The organism is Acinetobacter sp. UBA3106 (assembly GCA_002365595.1).
In the GTDB taxonomy this organism is placed as follows: Bacteria; Pseudomonadota; Gammaproteobacteria; order Pseudomonadales; family Moraxellaceae; genus Acinetobacter.
On the sequence record DFAM01000014.1, the window covers coordinates 25,171 to 46,784 of the forward strand.

Here is a 21,614-nt window from a genome sequence, read left to right on the forward strand (position 1 = left end):
TTTATATCCCTGTTTTTCCCCCAGAATATTGATATTAAAATAAAATTCATATAATAAAAGTTCAATTCCGACTAAAAAAATCAGTTTTTATAACAGGTATTTAAAGCCACTTTACATATAGCTTAGTTTCTCGATATAAGGCATAATGCCCTACAACGTAGCGGTGTCTCATGATTGGGAAGGATTTACTATGCTTAGATTTTCTAAGTGAAAAATAAACATTTCCAATCATGCGACACTTTAATCGCTATCCCCATATTAAATTAGGGAATGGGACTCTTCACCGAGGTTGTAAAATGAGACAAACGATTTTAGCTGTATTGTCTTTATCTGCGATGGCTGCACTCTTGACTGGGTGTGGCGGTGATATGGTACTTCTAAACTCAAAAGGTCCAGTTGCTGAAGGTCAAAGTAGCCTGATGATGACTGCGATTTATTTAATGCTTTTGGTGGTTATTCCATCAGCAATTATGGCATTGTGGTTTGGATGGAAATATCGCGCATCGAATAAAGATGCAGACTATAAACCAACATGGGCACACTCAACTGCAATTGAGATTGTAGTATGGGGTATCCCTGTCATTATTATTGGTATTTTAGCTTGGTTAACTTGGTGGGGTTCCCACAAGTATGACCCATACCGTCCAATCGAGTCAGATAAAGCACCTTTAACTGTTCAGGTTATTGCTGAACAATTCAAATGGATCTTCATCTACCCAGAACAAAACATTGCGACTGTTAACGAGCTCCGCTTCCCAGAAAAAACTCCGGTTAGCCTTCGTTTAACTTCTAACTTCACAATGAACTCGTTCTTTATTCCTGCATTGTCTGGTCAGATTTATGCAATGGCAGGTATGCAGACTCACTTGAACTTCTTGGCAGATGAAACTAGCCCAGCCGAAGGCTATCGCGGTTTCTCTTCTAACTATTCAGGTTATGGCTTCTCGCAAATGCATTTCCGTGCTCACTCTGTGACTGACGCTCAGTTCGCTCAATGGGTAGCTGCTGTTAAAGCAGGTAATGGTACTTCAGTAAATCCTCAAGCAGTTCAAAAAACTGTTTTGGATCAAGCTGAATTTGCAACCTTACGTGACGGAAACCGTTCTAAGCACCAAATCGAAGCAATGGTTGTGAATGCACAAACTCCTGAAGAGAAGGCTGCAGCTGAAGCGTTGAAGCCTTATCCAACTAAGCCACATCCAGTGACTTATTATTCTTCAGTAGAGCCTAAATTGTTCGAATCAGTGATTAACAGATACATGAGTAATTACCACGGTGCTGATCATTCAGCAGCTGCTGGTCACGAAGCTGCCGCTTCTGAAGCTCATGTAAATGTTGAACATGCGACTGCTTCTGTAGAGGAATAAGACATGAGCTTCTTAGGTAAGTTAGGTTCTGATGCAATTCCACACGATCCAATCGTGCTGGTTACAGTTGCTATGATGATCCTAGGTGGCCTTGCAGTTGTTGCGGGTATCACCTACTTTAAAAAATGGAACTACTTGTGGACTGAATGGTTCACCTCTGTAGACCATAAAAAAATTGGTATCATGTATATCTTTGTATCCATTGTCATGCTTGTGCGTGGCTTTGCCGATGCAATCATGATGCGTCTTCAGCAATTCCTTGCAAAAGGTGGCGGTGAAGGTTATTTACACCCAGAACATTACGATCAGATCTTTACTGCGCATGGCGTAATTATGATCTTCTTCGTGGCAATGGGTCTTGTTGTTGGTCTAATGAACATCTCTGTACCGCTTCAAATCGGTGCACGTGACGTTGCATTCCCATTATTAAACTCGCTTAGCTTCTGGTTATTCGCCGGTGCTGCAGGCTTAATGATGGCTTCACTTGCTCTAGGTGAGTTCGCTGCGACTGGTTGGATGGCTTATCCTCCTCTTTCAGGTATCGAATACTCTCCAGGCGTAGGTGTGGACTACTACATTTGGGCACTGCAGATTTCAGGTCTGGGTACACTTTTAACTGGTGTTAACTTCTTCGTTACCATCATTAAAATGCGTGCGCCTGGCATGACACTTATGGATATGCCAATCTTTACCTGGACATCTTTATGTACAGCAGTATTGATTATCGCAGCGTTCCCTGTGTTGACTGCAACGATTGCAATGTTGTCGCTTGACCGTTACTTCGGTTTCCACTTCTTTACAAATGACTTGGGTGGTAGCCCAATGTTGTATGTAAACTTGATTTGGACTTGGGGTCACCCAGAAGTTTACATCTTGGTATTACCTGCATTTGGTATTTACTCAGAAGTTGTTGCGACTTTCTCTCGTAAAGCATTGTTTGGCTACAAGTCAATGGTGTATGCAACTGTAGCAATCACAGTATTGTCATTCGTTGTATGGGTTCACCATTTCTTTACCATGGGTGCCGGTGCCAACGTTAACGCGTTCTTCGGTATCATGACCATGGTTATTGCCATCCCTACTGGTGTGAAAATCTTCTCTTGGTTATTCACCATGTACAAGGGTCGCATTACCTTTACAACTCCTATGCTTTGGACACTTGGCTTCCTTGTGACTTTCGGTATCGGTGGTTTAACAGGCGTATTGATGGCAGTTCCACCAGCGGACTTCCTGGTACACAACTCGTTGTTCCTGATTGCTCACTTCCATAACGTAATTATTGGTGGTGTTGTATTCGCAATGTTCGCGGGTATCATTTTCTACTGGCCAAAAATGTTTGGCTGGAAATTAAATGAAACTTGGGGTAAAGCAGCATTCTGGTTCTGGTTCTTCGGTTTCTACTTTGCATTCATGCCACTTTATATCCTTGGTTTCATGGGTATGACTCGTCGTTTGAATACGTTTGACAACCCAGAATGGGATCCTTATGTAAATATCGCAATGTTTGGTGCAGTTCTTGTTGCGCTTGGTATTGCATGTTTCATTATGCAAATCGTGGTTGGTTTCTTACAACGCGAAAAAAATATCGACATTACTGGCGATATGTGGGATGGCCGTACGCTTGAATGGTCGACTTCATCTCCTGCTCCGTTCTATAACTTTGCTTATCTTCCAAAGATCAATGGCATTGATACTTTCTGGACTGATAAAGAAAACGGTATTGCATACGCTAAACCTACTAAGTATGAAGATATTCATATGCCAACCAACCGTGCTGCAGGTTTTGTTATTGCGATGTTCATTACTGTAATGGGCTTTGCTTTAATCTGGCACATTTGGTGGTTAGTAGCGGTAACCTTCATTGCTGCAATCATCAGCTTCATCGTGTCTTCTTTCACCAAGAAAGTGGATTACTATGTTCCTGCTGCTGAAGTTGAACGCATTGAAGCTGAACGTTATGCTCAACTTGAAAAACACTTGAAGAAGGACTAAGACTATGGCTGAAGTACTTCATCACGACAACCATGGACATGATGAGCATCATCATCACGATGACACTGACATCACCGTCTTTGGTTTCTGGACTTACTTGATGAGTGACTTGATTTTATTCGGGACACTTTTCATCGCGTTCGCTGTATTAAGCAGTCATGTTCCAGTTGGTACTCCAAGTGCAAAAGAGCTTTTTGGTGAGTCTTTAGGTTTCGTTTTAACTGAAACTTTTGCTCTCTTGATCTCTTCTGTAACATTCGGTTTTGCTGTTCTTGCTGCATACAAAAAAGACGCTTCTAAAGTTATTATTTGGCTTATTGTGACTTGGCTATTCGGTGCCAGCTTCATTGGTATGGAACTTTATGAATTCAATCATTTAGTTCATGAAGGCTATGGTCCGAGTACAAGTGCGTTCTTATCTTCGTTCTTTACGTTGGTAGGTACACACGGTATTCACGTAACTTCAGGTTTGGTGTGGATGATCGTGTTAATGATTCAAATCAAGAAAAATGGTTTGACTCTACCAAATACACGTCGTCTTGCTTGCCTAAGCTTGTTCTGGCACTTCCTTGACATCGTTTGGATCTGTGTATTCAGCGTAGTTTACTTGATGGGAGTTCTCTAATGAGTCACGATCATAACTCTGCTGGTGCAGCACACGGTAACTTCAAGCAATATACTGTTGGTTTCATTCTGTCTGTCATCCTGACCGTAATTCCATTCGGTATGGTCATGGCGGGTGGTTTTGGCCGCGGTATCTTGATTACTGTAATTGCGATTACTGCAGTTGCTCAGATTCTTGTACAGTTAATGTATTTCCTGCACATGAACTCTTCTTCAGAGCAACGCTGGAACGTGATTGCATTTATCTATACAGTATTAACCATTGCTATTCTTTTAGTTGGTTCTGTATGGATCATGAACTACCTTCACTACAACATGATGATCTAAACTGGTCATCATGCTGAAAAAGTATCTATTCCTGACAAAACCAGGAATTCTCTTTGGTAACTTCGTTACCACTCTGGGCGGCTTTTTATTAGCCGCTCAGGGATCTGTAGATTTCCTTCTTCTTCTCATTACCCTTCTTGGTACCACCCTGGTTGTGGCATCGGGTTGTGTGGTCAATAACATCATTGACCAAGACATCGACCAAAAAATGCAACGTACGCAAAATCGTGCGATGGTTAAAAAATCAATTTCCGTTCCTGTGGCTCTGGTTTATGCCTTTGTGTTGGGATTCATTGGTTTTAGTATTTTATGGTTCTGGGTCAATGAGTACGCTTTCTTATTCGCTGTGATTGGTTTTGTTGTATATGTTGGTTTTTACAGCTTATGGACAAAACGGACAACCATTCACCAAACCATTGTCGGTAGTATTTCTGGTGCGGCTCCGCCGGTCATTGGTTATACCGCTGTTGCAAATCAGTTTGACATGGGTGCTTTACTTATTTTTATTGGTTATGCACTTTGGCAAATGCCTCACTCTTGGGGAATTGCAATTTACCGCTTTGAAGATTACAAAAATGCAGGGATTCCAATTTTACCTGTAGCACGATCAATTCACCGTACCAAGATTGAGTCACTCATCTACGTTGTATTGTTCTGTATTACCATGAATGGATTATTTATTTATGGTTATGCAAATTGGATGTATGTGGTGGTACTGAATCTTTTCTGTTTGTACTGGGTGTATTTGAGTATTCAAGGTTTTAAAGCTGAAAATGATCAGTTATGGGCAAAGCAATATTTTATGTTCTCTGTCAAATTGATCACGGTCATCAGTCTCTTGTTTAGTTTCACTTCAACTGCCCCACAACTACCCATCGTATTTTTTTAAAAGATAGAGTTCTGCTCTATCTTTTTTTATGCCTATACCCTTCTGTTTATAGCAACGACTTGCTACCATTGCGCCAACAACAATAAATTACTACATATATGAACTCTTCACTTAAATTATTCAACCAAGCTTTATTTTGTTCTTTTATTCCTTTTGCTCTTTTCTACCATATACCCGCCCAAGCAGGAGTAGATAATTACTGCGAGCCTTCAACAACAATTCAAACCAATGCCTATACCTCTTGTAATTCACTCCCTGCTTTAACACCCGCAAATGACAATCAAGTCAATATGTTGCTTTTGCTCAGTGATTTAGGTTTGGCAAAAACTAATATTGAAGAAACAAAATCCACACTTTGGATGACTACTTATAGTAAAGTCCCTTTTGAAGCATCAAATATGCTAAGTGCAAGTAGTAATAAAACTCCCAATGCTCGCAAACCACATAGTATGCCAGCATTAAGTTACAACGAGCATTGTAATAGCCTAGAACATGGTTCAGCAGCATTCATTCAACAAGTCAAAACGGACAATAAGCTTTTAACCGTAGAAAAAGATAGTTTAATTCGCGAAAGAAAAAAAATTGATGAATGCGCTAATAAATTGGCACTAATTCAAATCAATCCCAACTGGTCATCTGCTGCTCGCCAATATGCTTCTTATTTAAATGCATCGATTTCTTTTTACAAAACTAACTTTTCTACAGCAACCAAGATTTACACCGTACTCACCCAAGTGGATTCAGCATGGCTTAAAGAAACCTCACAATATATGTTGATTCGCAGTTCTCTGAATGAGGTATATCAAAGTGGTGTCGGTGAATATGGTGATTTAGACCATGACAAAATCAATCAAAAACTACTTACTAATTTTTTCAACAATATCACCCAGTATTTTAAGCTCTATCCTCACGGTCAATATGCCGCAAGTGCACGTGGTTATTTACGTCGTGGTTTTTGGCTGAGTGGAAAACATGATTTATTAGTCAATGAATATGTTTGGCAACTGAATAATCCGAAATCTAGTGTTTATAACTTAGAACTTCCTAACCTAGCTTATGAAATGGATCGCCATGTATTTCAGTCCAATCATTTCAATATCAGAAATTTAAAAGATCCCTTTTTCCTCAGCATTTATGACTTGATGCATATGCGGAAGAAACAATCGGATGATGAAGTGGTTATTTCATGGAATCAACTCAACGCACAAAAAAATTACTTTAAAGATCAGCCTGAACTTTTCCAGTATTTACAAGCCAATCATTTGTACTATGTACAAAATAAAGCGCAAGAAGCGTTGAAATATCTACCTCAGAATATGCCCAGCAGTATTGGCAGCTATCTACAATTAAGTCAGCTGGTTTTAAAAGGTCGTATTTTAGAAAGTCATAGCTCAATAACAGCTGCTCAGCAATATTGGGAAAATTTACTCTCCATAAGTAAAACAGCTGAACAACGTGGTGTATTCGAATTGATGTTGTACCCTTACTATGCCAAACAACAAAATTTAAGCCAATTTATTGGCCAAAATACAAAAATTAAGCAAGCATATTTACAGAAGCAATATTTAATGGATGCCGCAAATGAAACAAGTTTGATGCAGATCATCAAGAGTTCAAGTGCGACACAAGATCAAAAAAATGTAGCACTCTATACAGTACTAAATAAGTCACTCGCTTTTCAAAATTTCGAGTTATTCAATCAAGCCTATGCTGTATTGCCTAGTAACGCTGCACAATATCACTCAGGGGAAAATGCACTTGAAAAGTTCAGCAACCAACCCGCCTTCGCAAATTTCATTTGGAAAGGTACGAATATTAGTAATTCAATCAAATGTCCTGACTTGTTCAGCCTAACCAAGCAACTACAAGGTAATCCTAAAGATCTCACAGTAAAACTTTGCTTGGGTGAATATACGCGCAGCCCGCAAGCCTATGAGGTTGTCGACTTAAGCTATACTCATGACAATTCCCTACAAAATTTTAAAGGGTCTTATTTTGCGCGTGGAAATACCTATAAAGAGATCATTAAGATGAACCAAAAGTCTGAACTGACTGCATATGCACTATTTCGTGCAATTCAATGTTATGCACCTAGCGGCATAAATGAATGTCAGAATCAAGATGTTACAAAATCTGTTCGTAAACAATGGTATGACCAAATTAAACGTGATTATCCCGAGACAAGTTGGGCTAAATCTTTGAAATATTATTGGTAACCCCTTATGCCACATTGTGCAGGCAAATGGTTGCTTAAAAACTGCTTTTTATTTTTATGCATGATGATATTGCTGAGTGCATGTACGCCCAAACCATCTGCCTCCAAAGAGATAGATCTAAACTCGAAGGCTAAATCCAACATTCAAATTGTAGATGCTGCTCATTATTCTAATTTCTGGATTTGGGGCAATATCTCCAGCGCCTCATATTTACAGCAAGCAAAAGAACTCTATATTTTACAAGGTGAAATCAATTGGAATCGATCAAGACAGCGATCCCAATTTATACCTCAAGGTATTCATATTTTAAAAAAGCCTGCTCAAACTATTTGGTTAGTCGTGCGTAGCCATCATTTGAATTGGACACCTGAAAATATTCAACAGGTGATACAACGGCTAAATCAGTGGAAAAATGCTGGAAATATGGTGCAAGGTATACAAATTGATTTTGATGCCAGAACCAAAAATATTCATCAATATGCTGTATTTCTTGCAAAATTTAGACAGCATTTACCCAGCGAATACCGCTTAAGTATTACCGGTTTATTGGATTGGACTAATGTTCAAAATCAAAGCACCCTTGCCTTATTCAGGCAAAGTATTGACGAAATTGCCATCCAAACCTATCAAGACTCAAGCACAATTCCAAACTATGCGACTTATTTAGCCAAAGTATCTCAGCTTGAATTGCCCTATAAAATTGGTTTAGTGCAGCACGGATACTGGCAAGCACCTCGCCATTTATCCACAGATCCTAATTTCAAAGGTTATATTGTCTTTTTACTCCGTAAGCCCAGATCTACCTAATCCTGAATTTATTTAGGGCTTTTTAATTGAATACCTTGTATTTCAATCTTAAACGCTCTAAAATTCACGCTTCGCAATTTATGCGACACAACTTTAGTTGTGACTCCTTGCCTCTGCTTGTATTAGAAGAGGCTGTATAAACCGTAAGGAGCTGACAATGCGTCACTACGAAATCGTACTTTTGGTACATCCAGACCAAAGCGATCAAGTTGTGGGTATGGTAGAACGTTACCTAACTCACATCAAAGAAGCTGAAGGTCAAATTCACCGTTTAGAAGATTGGGGCCGTCGTCAATTGGCTTACCCAATTAACAAAATTCATAAAGCTCACTACATTTTAATGAATGTTGAATGTGGTCAAACTACGCTTAATGAATTAGAAGAATTGTTCCGTTATAACGATGCAATCCTTCGTAATGTTATTATTCGTCGTGAAAACGCAATCACTGAAGAATCATTGCTTGCTAAAAGTGCTGAAGAAAAGCGTGCGCGTAAAGCACAACGTGAAGAAGCACAACAATCTCAAGACTCTGCTGAAGCATAAGGAGAACATTAATGGCACGTTTTTACCGTCGTCGCAAGTTCTGCCGCTTTACAGCTGAGAAAGTTGCGTACATCGACTACAAAGATATCGATACTTTAAAACAGTACATCACTGAAAACGGCAAGATTGTTCCTAGCCGTATTACAGGTACTAAAGCTCGTTACCAACGTCAATTAGCGCTTGCTATCAAACAAGCTCGCTACTTAGCGTTGATCCCTTACACTGACAATCATAAGTGAGGTTGAGCTGTGGATATTATCTTATTACAACGCATTAAAAACCTTGGTAAATTAGGCGATAAAGTATCAGTTAAAGCTGGTTACGGCCGTAACTTCCTTATCCCTCAAGGTAAAGCAGTGGCAGCGACTGAAGCTAACACTGCTGCTTTTGAAGCTCGTCGTGCTGAACTTGAGAAAGCTGAAGCTGACGTTTTAGCTGCTGCTCAAGCACGTGCTGACCAATTGAACGAAGTTAACATCGTAATCACTGCTAAAGCTGGTGACGAAGGTAAACTATTCGGTTCTATCGGTACTCGTGACATCGCTGACGCTTTAACTAATGCTGGTCTAGAAGTTGACCGTGCAGAAGTTCGTTTACCAAACGGTGCGCTTCGTCACACTGGTGAATTCAACATCGCAATCCAATTGCATCATGATGTTGTTGCTGAAGTTCTCGTTACTATCGTATCTGAGTAATTTCTTGCAAGAAAAAGAGCATGCTTTTGCATGCTCTTTTTTTATCTTTAAAAATAGTCAAAATAGTTGAATCAGCTGCTAAAGTGCTTGTTTAGTTCATTTATTTTGACTGTTTTTAACTACTTAAATAAATGAAATTTTCGATTCGCATTTTTTTTAAGAGCGCGTATCATCTGCTTATACGAAGATAATACCTTTTTTATTCTTCGGCACTTTTTTAAAATTACTCATTTATTGCATTTAAAATTAGGGTTTTATATGTCACAGGCGAATGCCAGCGCTATGCTTAACTCAGCTAAATCAGATAATAAAGCAAATGAGTCAGGCCAACTCAAAGAGTTTCGTACCCCTCCGCATAACTTGGCAATTGAACAAGCGGTTCTTGCCGCGCTCATGACGGTAGCCGAATCTTTTGAGCAAGTCGGTGATGTATTAAGTGAAAATGATTTCTACGCAACCCGGCATAAATATATTTTCCGTGCTATCGAAAAACTCGCACAGGAAAACTCGCCTTATGATGCGGTTCTGGTCAATGACTGGCTGATTAAACAGAATCTGCTTGATGCTGTCGGCGGCGAAGAATATTTAATGCAATTGATGGCAGATTCGCCTTCCAGTTTTTATAACCTGGAAACCTATGGCAATAAAATTAAAGAGTTTTCAACTTTACGCAGCATGATTAAAGTCAGCTCTGAAATTTTACAGAATGCCTATGACACCAAAGGTCGCAGTGTCAGTGAAATTCTAGATTTGGCTGAAACCAATATCTTTTCCATTGCTGAACAGCATAACAACAATGCCAAAGCACAAGGCCCGAAACCGATTAATGCCGTAGTCGCCGATGTTTTTGACAAGTTAAATGAACTTTCTCAAATGGAAGGCAACATTACCGGTTTAACTTCAGGCTTCGTGGAACTAGATAACAAAACTTCAGGCATGCAGGCCGGTGACTTGATTATTGTCGCGGCACGTCCATCTATGGGTAAAACCACCTTCGCCATGAATCTGGTGGAAAGTGTGCTGTTTAACTGCGACTTGCCTGCCCTGGTTTTTTCTATGGAGATGCCAGCCGACTCGATTGCGATGCGTTTGATTTCTGCATACGGTAAAGTGCATCAGGGTCATTTGCGTGCAGGTAAACTGGACGGTGATGAATGGTCTAAAGTGACTGGAACCATTTTACAGCTGCAAGAAAAAAACCTGTACATTGATGATTCTTCTGCCCTGCCTCCTACGGAATTACGCGCCCGTGCCCGTCGTATTGCCAAACAGCATGGCGGAAAAATTGGCTGTATCATGGTCGACTATTTACAGCTGATGAAAGTACCCGGTATGGGTGATAACCGTGTCGGCGAGATCTCGGAAATTTCCCGCAGCTTGAAGGCACTAGCCAAAGAAATGCAGTGTCCGGTGATTGCCCTTTCACAGCTTAACCGCTCGCTGGAGAACCGTCCAAACAAGCGTCCGGTGATGTCCGACTTGCGTGAATCCGGTGCGATCGAGCAGGATGCCGATTTGATTATGTTTATTTACCGTGATGAGGTTTATAACAAGGAGTCCAAAGAAGCCGGTACTGCTGAAATTATTATCGGCAAGCAGCGTAATGGACCAATCGGTACTGTGCGTCTGGCCTTCGAAGGTCAATATACCCGCTTTAGTAATTTATCACCTGAGTTCTATTCGCAGTATGATGATGAAGAATAAGACATAAAAAAACGGGGCGCTGACCTCGTTTTTTGTTATTTTTCTCATTCTATGACTTTAATTCATCATTGTTGAATATTGCATAAATTTTTCCTGTTTAAAATTTGGTGAAAAATACACTTTAATTTAGTGTTTATTTCCAGTCAGAGGACTACAATATCACTCTCCATTTTGCTTACGTTCCTCATTTTTAGAACTGAGATCACCAAGCATATCTATAATATTCTTACGTAGCTTATAAGCAATTTGCGATAACAAATTGCTGTAATGTTTCATTGTAACCCCAAGGAGTAACTAGGGTGCGCCAAGCAACAGTTTATATTGATAGAGAAGCCCTTCAATATAATTTAAACCGTGTCAAACAACTTGCACCAACTGCTCAAATTGTAAGTATGGTTAAGGCCAATGCTTATGGACATGGAGTCAAAGACTGTTTAGCAGCCTTAGGAGAAACGGATGCCTTTGGTGTCGCCTGCCTGGAAGAAGCTTTAGAAATACGTGAGCTTGGTTATCAGCAACCGATTACCCTGATTGAAGGCATTTTTTCTGAAGATGAAATGCAGGTTGTGGTAGAGAACAATATTGAATGTGTGGTACATCATCAGCAACAAGTAGACTGGTTACGTAGACATAAAGCCGCTTACATTGGTAAAAAATTAAAAGTTTGGGTTAAGCTGAATAGCGGTATGAACCGTCTTGGGTTTAAAGTACCCGAAATCATTGAAGTAATTAATTCATTAAAAGCTGAAGGTTTTACTTGTGTACTTGCCATGCACTTTGCCAATGCAGATGCCGATCATCCTTTAAATGAACAACAAAAAAATCAGTTCCTGCAAGTCAAAGAGGCTTGTGCACCTGTAATGGGTTCTTGCTGTAATTCGGCTGCCATTTATAAATGGCCTGAATTACATTTTGATTTCGTTCGTCCAGGAATCATGCTGTATGGTGCATCACCGTTTGCAGATCGATCAGTACATGATTTGGACCTGAAACCAGTCATGACCTTTAGTGCGGAAATTATTGCGCTTAACCATATTCAGGCGGGTGAACATGTCGGTTATGGTTCAACCTTTACCTCTGACCAGGAAATGGACCTGGCCATTGTTTCCATTGGTTATGGTGATGGCTACCCTCGCGCTTTCCCTAAACAGAACTATGTCGCAATTCATGGTCAAGCAACCCGTGTTATTGGCCGCGTTGCGATGGATATGATTGCCATTGATGTAACCGGTATGGATGCACCATTGGGGACTGAAGTCGAACTGTGGGGTAAAAACCGTCTGGTTGATGATGTTGCTGAAGCTAATGGCACCATTGGTTATGAACTGCTATGTCGCTTAAGTGCACGTCCGCTAAGAAAATAATATTTAAAAGCCAATAAAAAACCCAAGTTTCTACTTGGGTTTTTTATTTAATTTTATAAGCGCTTATTAATCAAGGTAATCATCCGTCGGGATAGGTAATTCCTGCAAGCCACGGCGCAAAGTATCTGACCACTGTTTACTGAGTTTCCAGAAATATGGATCTTCTTCATAAATCCGTTTGCCATTCGGAATATGTAAAGAATCTTTTTTGTACACCACCGTATCGAGTGGCATACCCACAGAAACATTAGAACGTAAGGTGGAATCAAAAGAAATTAAACAACAACGTACAGCTTCATCTAAAGGCATTTCATAAATTAAGGCACGGTCAAGTATCGGCTTGCCATATTTACTTTCGCCAATCTGAAAATAAGGCGTATCTTCTGTTGCACAAATAAAATTACCTTGCGGATAAATATTATACAGCTGCATTTCTGAGCCTTGAATTTGCCCGCCCAGCAAAATGCTACAGTAAAAATTACTTTGTTCATGCGTGTGAGCATCTTCAACCACATCGGCAATCACTTTTTTCAGGGTATGCCCCACCAGTTCCGCCATTTCAAACATAGTATTAACACTATATAAGTTCGGTTCCTGTTTAAGTTCCAGATGATTGTTTAAATGACCAATCACGGCTTGGGTTGTGGCTAAATTCCCCGATGTCTGGATCGTTAAAAATCGTTCCCCTTCTATACCAAAAATATAGAGCTTACGAAATACCGATATGTGATCAACCCCTGCATTGGTACGGGTATCACTTACAAAAACCAGACCGTCTTTTAACCGTAGCGCACAACAATAAGTCATGAGAAACTCCTTATGACTTTAAATTTTCAGCAAGCGAGCACTTGAACGATAGAGTGCATGGATTCAGTTCCCCCGCGCTCCCGTATGCCTCGCACTGGCGCAACATCCCAGTAATCCCGACCAATGGCAACATAAATATGTGCATTCGGGGTAAATAACTGGTTGCTGGTATCAAAACAATACCACGTATTTTCAAAAAAAACCTCTGCCCAAGCGTGACTGGCCAGATGAGAAGTATCAGGTACAAACAAGTAACCTGATACATAACGGGCCGGCAAGCCCAAATGTTTACACATCGCAATAAAGACATGACTATGATCCTGACACACCCCTTTTTGGCATTGAAAAGCGTCAATTGCCGAAGTGTGCACCGAAGTACGGTCAGGCGTATAAGGAATATAATTGAGTATTGCTTCAGAAAGCACCATCAAGTTAGCCCGGTTGATCCGGGGCACATAGCATTCGGCAAAACTTTTCATGGCTGCATTGCACAGCGTGCTTGTTGTAGGCTGCAAAAATATTTGCGGATTGATGTCAATATTTACCCCGAATTGCGTATCCGGGTTAATTTCGACAATACCTTGCGCCATGATAGACATATGTTGATAGGGTTGTCGCTGTGAACTGGTAATCCAGATGTTATTAAAGGCGTCGTTTTTTATTTCTTTTTGCCCCGGCACACTCACATCCCAGCAATAAACCTGCTGATGCGCATTGCTGCTTGGCATCATTTTAATGTACTGAATACTGTTGCAGGCCTGATCACTATATTGATAATGCGTTTGGTGATTGATCATCAACTTCATATATCTACCTCAAACAGGTTTTGAATATGATCACTAAAGTGATAAAAATTCTTACTATCCGGGTTTAATTTAAGTTTCTGCCAGGCACGATCCAGCCTGTCCCAGCCAATCTGTGCCAATAAATCAACAATTTTATCAAGATTTTCCAAAGTTATGCTCTGGTCTTGTTTTAAACGAATTTGCCGGTCTAGCTGCTCAATATTTTGTCCCAAATTAAAAAACAGAAACACATCTTCAGATTCAGCTTCTATAACATCGTGGCAATCTGCTGCAACATCACAGATATAAGTCGCATTGGCATTGGCATTTTTAATCAGCTGATTCAATTCGGCGTAGGCTTTTGCTGTCAATACCCCGCGCAAGTCCTGAATATTATCTTTGGCATATTGAAATTGTTGATGAAAAGATGAAGGCTGTTCAGCATCGAGTAATAATGAATTAAGTGAACTTGCATCAAAAGCAGGCAAGCAAAAAGCATGGGCGTATTGCAACGCTTCTTCATTCTCCAGAAACGGAAATTGGCCACATGCATATTGAATCCGGGTTAAATATCGACCTAACCAAAAAATATGCTGAGCATTGCTATTTAATAAAATCATAATTTCCTTCCCAGGGTTAGAGGTTTATGAATGCAGGTTATCGATAACCCAGGTATCTTTAACGCCACCACCTTGTGAAGAATTTACCACTAGTGACCCTGCCTGCATCGCCACCCGGGTTAAGCCACCCGGTACGATTTCTGTTCTGTAGGGCGAACTGAGTACAAAAGGCCTTAAATCGATATGTCGCTCTGCCACCCCAAAATCATTCAAAGTCGGGCAAACCGATAAATCGAGTGTTGGCTGTGCAATATACAAATGCGGTGCCGCAATAATTTTGTCTCTAAAAGATTCAATCTGGCTAGCCGATGCATGCGGACCAATTAACATGCCATAACCGCCCGAGCCTTGGGCTTCTTTCACCACCAATTGTTCCAGATTGGATAAGACATACTCCAGATCTTCACTTTCCCGGCATAAATAAGTCGGTACATTTTTTAAAATAGCCTGCTCACCCAAATAAAAATGAATCATTTTATCGACATATGGATAAATCGATTTATCATCTGCTACACCGGTACCTGGTGCATTGGCAATCACCACATTGTGGTTTAAATACGCCGACATTAGGCCGGGAACGCCCAATGTACTCTCCGGTTTAAAGCATAAAGGATCGAGATAGTCGTCATCGACTCTTCGATAAACTACATCAACCTGCTGCCTGCCACGAATCGTTTTGACATAAACCTTGTCGTTTTCTACAAAAAGATCACGTGATGTCACTAAAGGCACATCCATTTCCCTTGCCAGAAAAGAGTGTTCATAATATGCGCTGTTATAACGACCTGGCGTCAGGACAACGATAAAAGGATTGTCTACATAGGCATTTTCAGCCAGGATTTCTTTGAGTAACTGAGGATATTGCTCAATAGCCAGCACATTATTTTGCTGGAAAAGTTGTGGCATTAACTGTTGGCTAATCTTTCGGCTTTCCAGCATATAAGACACGCCAGATGGGGTTCTTAAATTATCCTCTAGCACATAAAATTCACCATGACGGTCACGGATAATATCGATACCGCTGATTTGACTGTAAATTTTTCCTTTTAGATCATGAGCATACATATGTGGTTGATAAGCTTCATGCGCCATCACCTGCAACTCCGGCACTATATTGGCTTTTAAAATATCCTGTTGATGATAAATATCATGTAAAAATAAATTCAGTGCGCGCACCCTTTGTGCACAGCCTAGCGAGACTTTGTTCCATTGTTTTTTTTCAATTACACGCGGAATCAAATCATAGGGAATGGTTCTTTCAATTCCTTCCGATTCGCCATATACAGTAAACGTAATGCCCTCATATAAAAAATGTTCTTTAGCCGCCTGATTCAGTTGCTTTAGTTCTTCCAGAGTATGCTGCGACAACCAGTGTTCGATTTTTTGGCAGGTTTCCCCCGACATGTTTCGGTCATCAACTAACTCATTAAAAAAATGTGATTTAAATTGTTGAAATAATGCATTTACCTTATTCTGTGGCTTTACCTGAGTTACTGTAGTCACGCTGTGTTCGGTCCCTATATTATTACTGTTCGCAAAATTTTCTAATGAAGCAATCGAATTTGTATCTTGATTCTCTTTAAGCATACAAACCTCATTTTTTTATCTATTGTAAATAAAAGTTAGCAACAAACATGCCAATCTCTCCTTATGTGATTGTTCTATGCTTGTTATGTTTATTCATAAGTATTTTTGTATGAAGATGAAACAAAATATGTGGCGTATCAGGCGGCAATACTTGCGAAAAAATTCAGTTTTTTTATTGTGTTCCTTATTTAATGGATATATAAACAACCTAATCGATCTTTAATTTTAGTTATGTCTTCACAAGAAAAAGAAACTTCCAATAGCCTGTATCGTCAGTGGCAAATTTTATCTCGTCTTTCTACCGGGAAATGGATGGGCACCCGTGAATTACAGGAAATTTTGCAACGTGAAGGTATTGATATCAGCTTGCGTACCATTCAACGTGATCTAAATCAGATCTCGTTACGTTTTCCGATTGAAAGCAGTAAAACTGTACCTCAAGGCTGGCGTTGGCGTTCCGATGCACCGCTTCAAAGTTTGCCGCATATGACCAGCTCGCAAGCAGTCACCTTTATGATGGTCGAAGAGCACTTAAAACACCTGTTACCGCCTAGCCTGATTGAAGAGATGAATCCCTGGTTCGATCTGGCACGTCGCAGCTTGTCGACCCAGAACAATGTACGGCAATGGATTAACCGCGTGCGTATTGTCCCGGCGACTCAACCGCTGATTCCTCCTGTAGTGGATAAACTGGCGCAGCAATCCATTTATGAAGGCTTGTTACAAGACAAGCAGCTTGAATGTGTTTATCAGGGCCGTAGCCATTCAGGAGAAGAAAAAACCTATATTTTGAATCCCTTAGCATTGGTACAAAAAGGGGCAATTATTTATTTAATCTGTACCCGCCATGATAAAACCGACATTCAGACCTTTGCCCTGCATCGTTTTAGATCGGCAATTGTGCTAAATTCGCGCGCGATGCACCCGGTTAACTTCGATATTGATGCCTATATTGAATCCGGTGCCTTAGGCTTTAGAGTTGACTATACCAAGCCGACCGAAAATGTGGCATTAAAACTTACTATGACTGAAGATGATGCACATTATTTTGATGAAAGCCAGCTCAGCAAGGACCAGACGATTGAAAAACTGGATAATGGTTTAGCGCAAATTAGCGCAACCGTACCTTTTACTTCACAACTGGTCTGGTGGTTAAGAGGATTCGGCAACAAGATTCAGCATATTGAGCCGATTGAAGTTTTTAATGCTGTTCGTGAAATTGCTGATGAATAAAATCATTTGCCTACAGCATAAAAAAAGTCCCAATCTTTGGGACTATAGAATATTTCTGCTTGGATCTATTATTAGTATTGTGTTGTAGGTTTCCAGAACATCCAGCTTTATTGTGTCAACCCCAAATAAAGCTTGATGACGATTGAATTTACATATGGAGAAAAGCATATCGCGCTTTAGCACGCCAGGTCTCCGCTATTATATCGAATGGATTTCATGGTCATATCATTTAACCTCTGTGGCTAAGTTAAAATCAATGTAATCCACAATCGCAGCTTTGAGAAATCATAAGATCAGCAGTGTTAAGCTGATTATTGATTAAGCATTTATTCTGAATTTCTATTTCCCTGTATTGATATATCACCTATATATCACTCACCTGTAGTATTCCATCGAATTTTCATTCAATTCCAGAATGCCTGTACTCAAACTTACCGCCTAAGATTTACCCTGATTCACTCTTCGCGGTTTTACAAATCAGAACTTGTGCAGTGTATATAAAATAGGCAGATTCATGGTATGCATAATTCAATGGAAAACATGAAAATGCCAGTTCCAGCCCAAGCCGTCAGACATCGACTTTTAAATACTTTTTTTTCACGATACTCAGTCTGGTTTAGCTGTATTTTTATTACCTTAACGATTAGCTGGTTTCGAATTATCTATGAGCCTCAGTCTATTCATTATTTTCTTTCAGATCCCTTTCTGAATTCTTTATGGCTGATCTCAGGAATTCTAACGCTTGTAGGTATATATGACATCTTGCAAAACCAGCATTCGATCCTGAGAAATTATCCTCTCATTGGACATTTCCGCTTTATTTTTGAAGATTTTCGTCCGGAAATCCGGCAATATTTTATAGAAAACGATCAGGATGCCCTGCCATTTTCACGGATGCAGCGCAGTCTGGTTTATCAACGTGCCAAGAATAAAAATGCCGATAAACCGTTTGGTTCCCTGATTAATGTCTACCAGCAAGATTATCGTTTTATCACCCATTCCATTACCCCATGCAAACCTGCCGATCCTGAAAGCTTCCGTATTCAAATCGGCAATCATCAATGCAAGCAGCCCTATAGCGCTTCCATTATGAATATCTCTGCCCTGAGTTTTGGCAGCCTGAGTGCCAATGCCATTCGCGCATTGAATCTGGGGGCGAAAATGGGCAATTTTTACCATGATACCGGTGAAGGCAGTATCAGTCCTTATCATCTGGAAAATGGCGGAGATATTGTTTGGGAGCTGGGTAGTGCCTACTTTGGCTGCCGCACCCTGGAGGGACAGTTTGATCCAGAAAAATTTACCAAGCAAGCCCGGTTACCGCAAATCAAGATGATAGAAATCAAGCTGTCTCAGGGGGCAAAACCGGGTCATGGCGGAATTTTGCCTAAAAGCAAAATTTCTGAGGAAATTGCCCAGATCCGTGGCGTCAGCCGGGAACATGATTGTGTTTCTCCGGCCCAGCATTCTACATTTAGCACCCCCATTGAAATGATGCATTTCATCCAGCAACTGCGCGAACTGTCTGGCGGTAAACCGGTGGGTTTTAAACTCTGCATTGGCCAGCCCTGGCAATTTATGAGTATTGTCAAAGCTATGCTGGAAACTCAAATTGTGCCGGACTTTATTGTGGTAGATGGCTCTGAAGGTGGGAGTGGTGCCGCCCCGATTGAACTGATTGACCACGTGGGTACGCCTTTACGGGAAGGTTTATTGTTTGTCCATAACACCCTGGTCGGTGCAGGTTTAAGAAATCAAATCAAGATAGGCGCAAGCGGCAAAATTATCAGTGCTTTTGATATTTCCAGTACCATGGCGATCGGAGCAGACTGGGTCAATTCGGCACGTGGCTTTATGTTTGCCATAGGCTGTATTCAGGCGCAAAGTTGTCATACCAACCAATGCCCGGTCGGTGTTACCACGCAAGACCAGGAACGGCAAAAAGCCCTGCATGTTCCCAGCAAGGCCGTTCGTGTTGTGAACTTTCAAAAAAATACCCTGCGTGCCTTATCGGAAATGATTGCAGTCGCGGGTTTAAAACATCCAGCGGATATCAAGCCGCATCATTTAGCCCAGCGCATTAATGACCGTGAAATTAAAAACTACGCCCAGCTACACTTCTGGTTAAAAGAAGGTGAATTACTCAACTGCAAAGCTGAAGATACCGAAAACTTCTATTATCGGATCTGGAATTTAGCCCATGCAGATCGGTTTTAATCACGGTACAAATTCAAAGTGAATTGCATTTCAAAGAATCAACAAAGAGGCTACATGGGCCAGTACTGTCCCATAATTTGAATTTTATTTTCAGCACCGAATCAATATGATGACATTCTGCATTTAAGTATTTAATATTTATATTTAATTTTTCTTCAAAGCCTTGTCTTTTCTTTAAAAGATCAAGTCACTTTGTGTAGGCTGAACCCTACTTTTGACAGACCAAAAGTAGGCAAAAGTCTTTATTCCCCATACACGACATCCTGTCGTGATGGGGAACGTGTGGCATCCTTGCCACACTCACAAATCAAACACCTGGAATTTAACTGTGGGACAGCAGTGCCACATGAGCCTCTTTCAGGTAGTCATGCAAAGTAAATCAATAATAACCAGACGAGCTTTGGGCATGTAAAAAAGCCGGAATTAACCCGGTTAAGGCCGCACGGATATCAGCACGTTCATTAATCAGCTGATGTGAGCCTTCTTCCAGCATCAATAAGGTCTGCAAACGGAACTTACGTCGAATGAACTCGATATTATAGCGCCAGTCAACCGTTTGATCCTGTGCACCTTGTGCCAGCCAGACTGGAATGCGGCAAGCGGGACGCGCTTCCATTTCCTGCATCCATTTTGACATGGCTAAAATCCAGTCCATCCCCATCATACGCGGCTGTAATGGATCTTTTAAACGGACAAAACGCAAAAACTCAGGGTTATGATTATTACGCCTAAAATGCCGCGGTACCTGACGCTTAATCCGCCGGATAATGCCCAGACCCACCGAATTATGCCACCATGCCGACTTGGCTGGTCGAAGCAGCGGTGAAAGCAATAACACACGATCTACATAGGGATTTTCCCGACGTTGGGCAAATTCAAGTAAATGATGCATCCAGATCGCGCCACCGGTACTCTGCCCGATACCTAACCAGGGTTTTGGTAATTGCTCGGCATTTTTAATGTAGTGATAAACCGCATGCAATACCTGCTGGTAATGGTCAAAATTCTTGATATTTGCCGGCGAACCGTCACTGAGGCCATGACCGGGCAAATCATAAGTAATGACACTGAAGCCCTGTTCCAGCAATTCACGAATAATCGGCTGGTAAATTCCGCTATGTTCCAGGTAGCCATGTAGTAAAAATACCGTGCCTCGTATTTTCGGCAAGGCAATTTTTTCCAGATTCGGTTGAAATACCTGAACGTGCAATTTAAACAAAGGCATTTGCACATAACCTTGCCAGTGCTCACAATCCAGTAAATGCAAACCGTATAATTTACGATAGGCCTGTATTTCTACCGAAGGCTGATAGGGCTTATTCAGATTTAAAGCTTCCAGCAATTGCGGGGTAGTTTCTCGACTGGGTATGGGTAAATCCAGCTGTTTTAAAATGGTAGGATTCAAAAATGGAATATCGGGCATTAAGGTACCTCTCGGCAATCACTGGAACCAAACCAGATATCACGAATAGTGGCTAACATTTCATAATTGGCACGGCGACTATGGTCATAATTTTGTTCACTTGGACGCCAGTTTGTCAGACGTGTTGGCATGGGTGCTTCTACGGGTACAGTTTCAATACCATTCAATGCAAATAAACGACGTGTACGCGGCATATGATAACGGTCAGTAATCAAAATAACCCGTGGCGCTCCGCCTTTTTTCTGCAACAATAACGAGCTAAAGCGTGAATTCTCACAGGTATTCATACTGCGGTCTTCCAGCAGTTTTGCATCGACATCATGCGCTTTTAACCAGCGCTGCATATACGGAGCTTCTACACCACTCAGCACAATCGGTAAACGGTACTGCTGTTCTATGGCTAAGGTTTTCTC

General features: G+C 40.8%; 20 protein-coding genes. 14 read left to right on the top strand and 6 right to left on the bottom strand.

Features of this window, described 5'->3' with window-relative positions; all coding sequences use genetic code 11:
- The first annotated feature begins 296 nt into the window (after positions 1-296).
- From cyoA to alr, 12 genes are all read left to right on the top strand, one after another.
- Positions 297-1,367, top strand: coding sequence for a ubiquinol oxidase subunit II (gene cyoA, locus B4C48_RS06635; RefSeq protein ID WP_291354825.1), 1,071 nt, complete (start codon positions 297-299; stop codon positions 1,365-1,367).
- 3 nt (positions 1,368-1,370) lie between these two features.
- Entirely contained in the window at positions 1,371-3,359 is a 1,989-nt protein-coding gene (gene cyoB, locus B4C48_RS06640; RefSeq protein WP_291354826.1) for a cytochrome o ubiquinol oxidase subunit I, read from the top strand.
- Between the two features lie 4 nt (positions 3,360-3,363).
- Complete coding sequence (gene cyoC, locus B4C48_RS06645) at positions 3,364-3,984, top strand: cytochrome o ubiquinol oxidase subunit III (protein WP_291354827.1); 621 nt, start codon at positions 3,364-3,366, stop codon at positions 3,982-3,984.
- Positions 3,984-4,310, top strand: coding sequence for a cytochrome o ubiquinol oxidase subunit IV (locus B4C48_RS06650; RefSeq protein WP_291354828.1), 327 nt, complete (start codon positions 3,984-3,986; stop codon positions 4,308-4,310). Before cyoC ends, B4C48_RS06650 begins: the two co-directional genes overlap by 1 nt.
- Before the next feature lie 10 nt (positions 4,311-4,320).
- Complete coding sequence (cyoE, locus tag B4C48_RS06655) at positions 4,321-5,199, top strand: heme o synthase (RefSeq protein ID WP_291354829.1); 879 nt, start codon at positions 4,321-4,323, stop codon at positions 5,197-5,199.
- Positions 5,200-5,297: 98 nt separating this feature from the next.
- Positions 5,298-7,415, top strand: a complete 2,118-nt coding sequence (locus B4C48_RS06660) for a hypothetical protein (RefSeq protein ID WP_291354830.1) — start codon at positions 5,298-5,300, stop codon at positions 7,413-7,415.
- Between the two features lie 30 nt (positions 7,416-7,445).
- Complete coding sequence (locus tag B4C48_RS06665) at positions 7,446-8,222, top strand: DUF3142 domain-containing protein (protein ID WP_291354831.1); 777 nt, start codon at positions 7,446-7,448, stop codon at positions 8,220-8,222.
- Between the two features lie 157 nt (positions 8,223-8,379).
- On the top strand, positions 8,380-8,766 hold the full coding sequence (gene rpsF, locus B4C48_RS06670) for a 30S ribosomal protein S6 (RefSeq protein ID WP_053578020.1): 387 nt from the start codon (positions 8,380-8,382) through the stop codon (positions 8,764-8,766).
- An 11-nt stretch (positions 8,767-8,777) separates the two neighbouring features.
- Positions 8,778-9,005 (top strand): 30S ribosomal protein S18, encoded by a 228-nt coding sequence (rpsR, locus tag B4C48_RS06675; protein ID WP_004676982.1) that lies wholly within the window; start codon positions 8,778-8,780, stop codon positions 9,003-9,005.
- Between the two features lie 9 nt (positions 9,006-9,014).
- A complete protein-coding gene (gene rplI / locus B4C48_RS06680) occupies positions 9,015-9,461 on the top strand; it encodes a 50S ribosomal protein L9 (RefSeq protein WP_291354832.1) in 447 nt (148 codons plus the stop codon).
- A 258-nt stretch (positions 9,462-9,719) separates the two neighbouring features.
- Positions 9,720-11,165, top strand: coding sequence for a replicative DNA helicase (gene dnaB, locus B4C48_RS06685; protein WP_291354833.1), 1,446 nt, complete (start codon positions 9,720-9,722; stop codon positions 11,163-11,165).
- 299 nt (positions 11,166-11,464) lie between these two features.
- Positions 11,465-12,529, top strand: a complete 1,065-nt coding sequence (alr, locus tag B4C48_RS06690; protein WP_291354834.1) for an alanine racemase — start codon at positions 11,465-11,467, stop codon at positions 12,527-12,529.
- A 66-nt stretch (positions 12,530-12,595) separates the two neighbouring features.
- Here the strand turns inward: alr and B4C48_RS06695 are convergent, their stop codons facing one another.
- The 4 genes from B4C48_RS06695 to B4C48_RS06710 are packed head-to-tail and all read right to left on the bottom strand — an operon-like array spanning position 12,596 to position 16,328.
- The gene (locus B4C48_RS06695) at positions 12,596-13,336 is read right to left on the bottom strand and encodes a proteasome-type protease (RefSeq protein ID WP_291354835.1); all 741 of its coding nucleotides are present in this window, start codon (positions 13,334-13,336) and stop codon (positions 12,596-12,598) included.
- Positions 13,337-13,362: 26 nt separating this feature from the next.
- A complete protein-coding gene (locus tag B4C48_RS06700; RefSeq protein WP_291354836.1) occupies positions 13,363-14,142 on the bottom strand; it encodes a transglutaminase family protein in 780 nt (259 codons plus the stop codon).
- Complete coding sequence (locus tag B4C48_RS06705) at positions 14,139-14,741, bottom strand: alpha-E domain-containing protein (RefSeq protein WP_291354837.1); 603 nt, start codon at positions 14,739-14,741, stop codon at positions 14,139-14,141. The genes B4C48_RS06700 and B4C48_RS06705 overlap by 4 nt, the downstream gene beginning before the upstream one ends.
- 24 nt (positions 14,742-14,765) lie before the next feature.
- Positions 14,766-16,328, bottom strand: coding sequence for a circularly permuted type 2 ATP-grasp protein (locus tag B4C48_RS06710; protein WP_291354838.1), 1,563 nt, complete (start codon positions 16,326-16,328; stop codon positions 14,766-14,768).
- 231 nt (positions 16,329-16,559) lie between these two features.
- On the opposite strand from B4C48_RS06710, the gene B4C48_RS06715 reads away from it, so the two are divergent.
- Both B4C48_RS06715 and B4C48_RS06720 read left to right on the top strand, forming a co-directional pair.
- Entirely contained in the window at positions 16,560-17,561 is a 1,002-nt protein-coding gene (locus tag B4C48_RS06715; RefSeq protein WP_291354839.1) for a helix-turn-helix transcriptional regulator, read from the top strand.
- Between the two features lie 546 nt (positions 17,562-18,107).
- On the top strand, positions 18,108-19,778 hold the full coding sequence (locus B4C48_RS06720) for an FMN-binding glutamate synthase family protein (RefSeq protein WP_291354840.1): 1,671 nt from the start codon (positions 18,108-18,110) through the stop codon (positions 19,776-19,778).
- A 379-nt stretch (positions 19,779-20,157) separates the two neighbouring features.
- On the opposite strand, the gene B4C48_RS06725 is transcribed toward B4C48_RS06720, so the two are convergent.
- Together B4C48_RS06725 and B4C48_RS06730 are read right to left on the bottom strand one after the other, a co-directional pair.
- Complete coding sequence (locus tag B4C48_RS06725; protein ID WP_291354841.1) at positions 20,158-21,201, bottom strand: alpha/beta hydrolase; 1,044 nt, start codon at positions 21,199-21,201, stop codon at positions 20,158-20,160.
- The coding region (locus tag B4C48_RS06730) for a YdcF family protein (RefSeq protein ID WP_291354842.1) at positions 21,201-21,614 on the bottom strand (414 nt) is incomplete at its 5' end. The genes B4C48_RS06725 and B4C48_RS06730, both read right to left, overlap by 1 nt.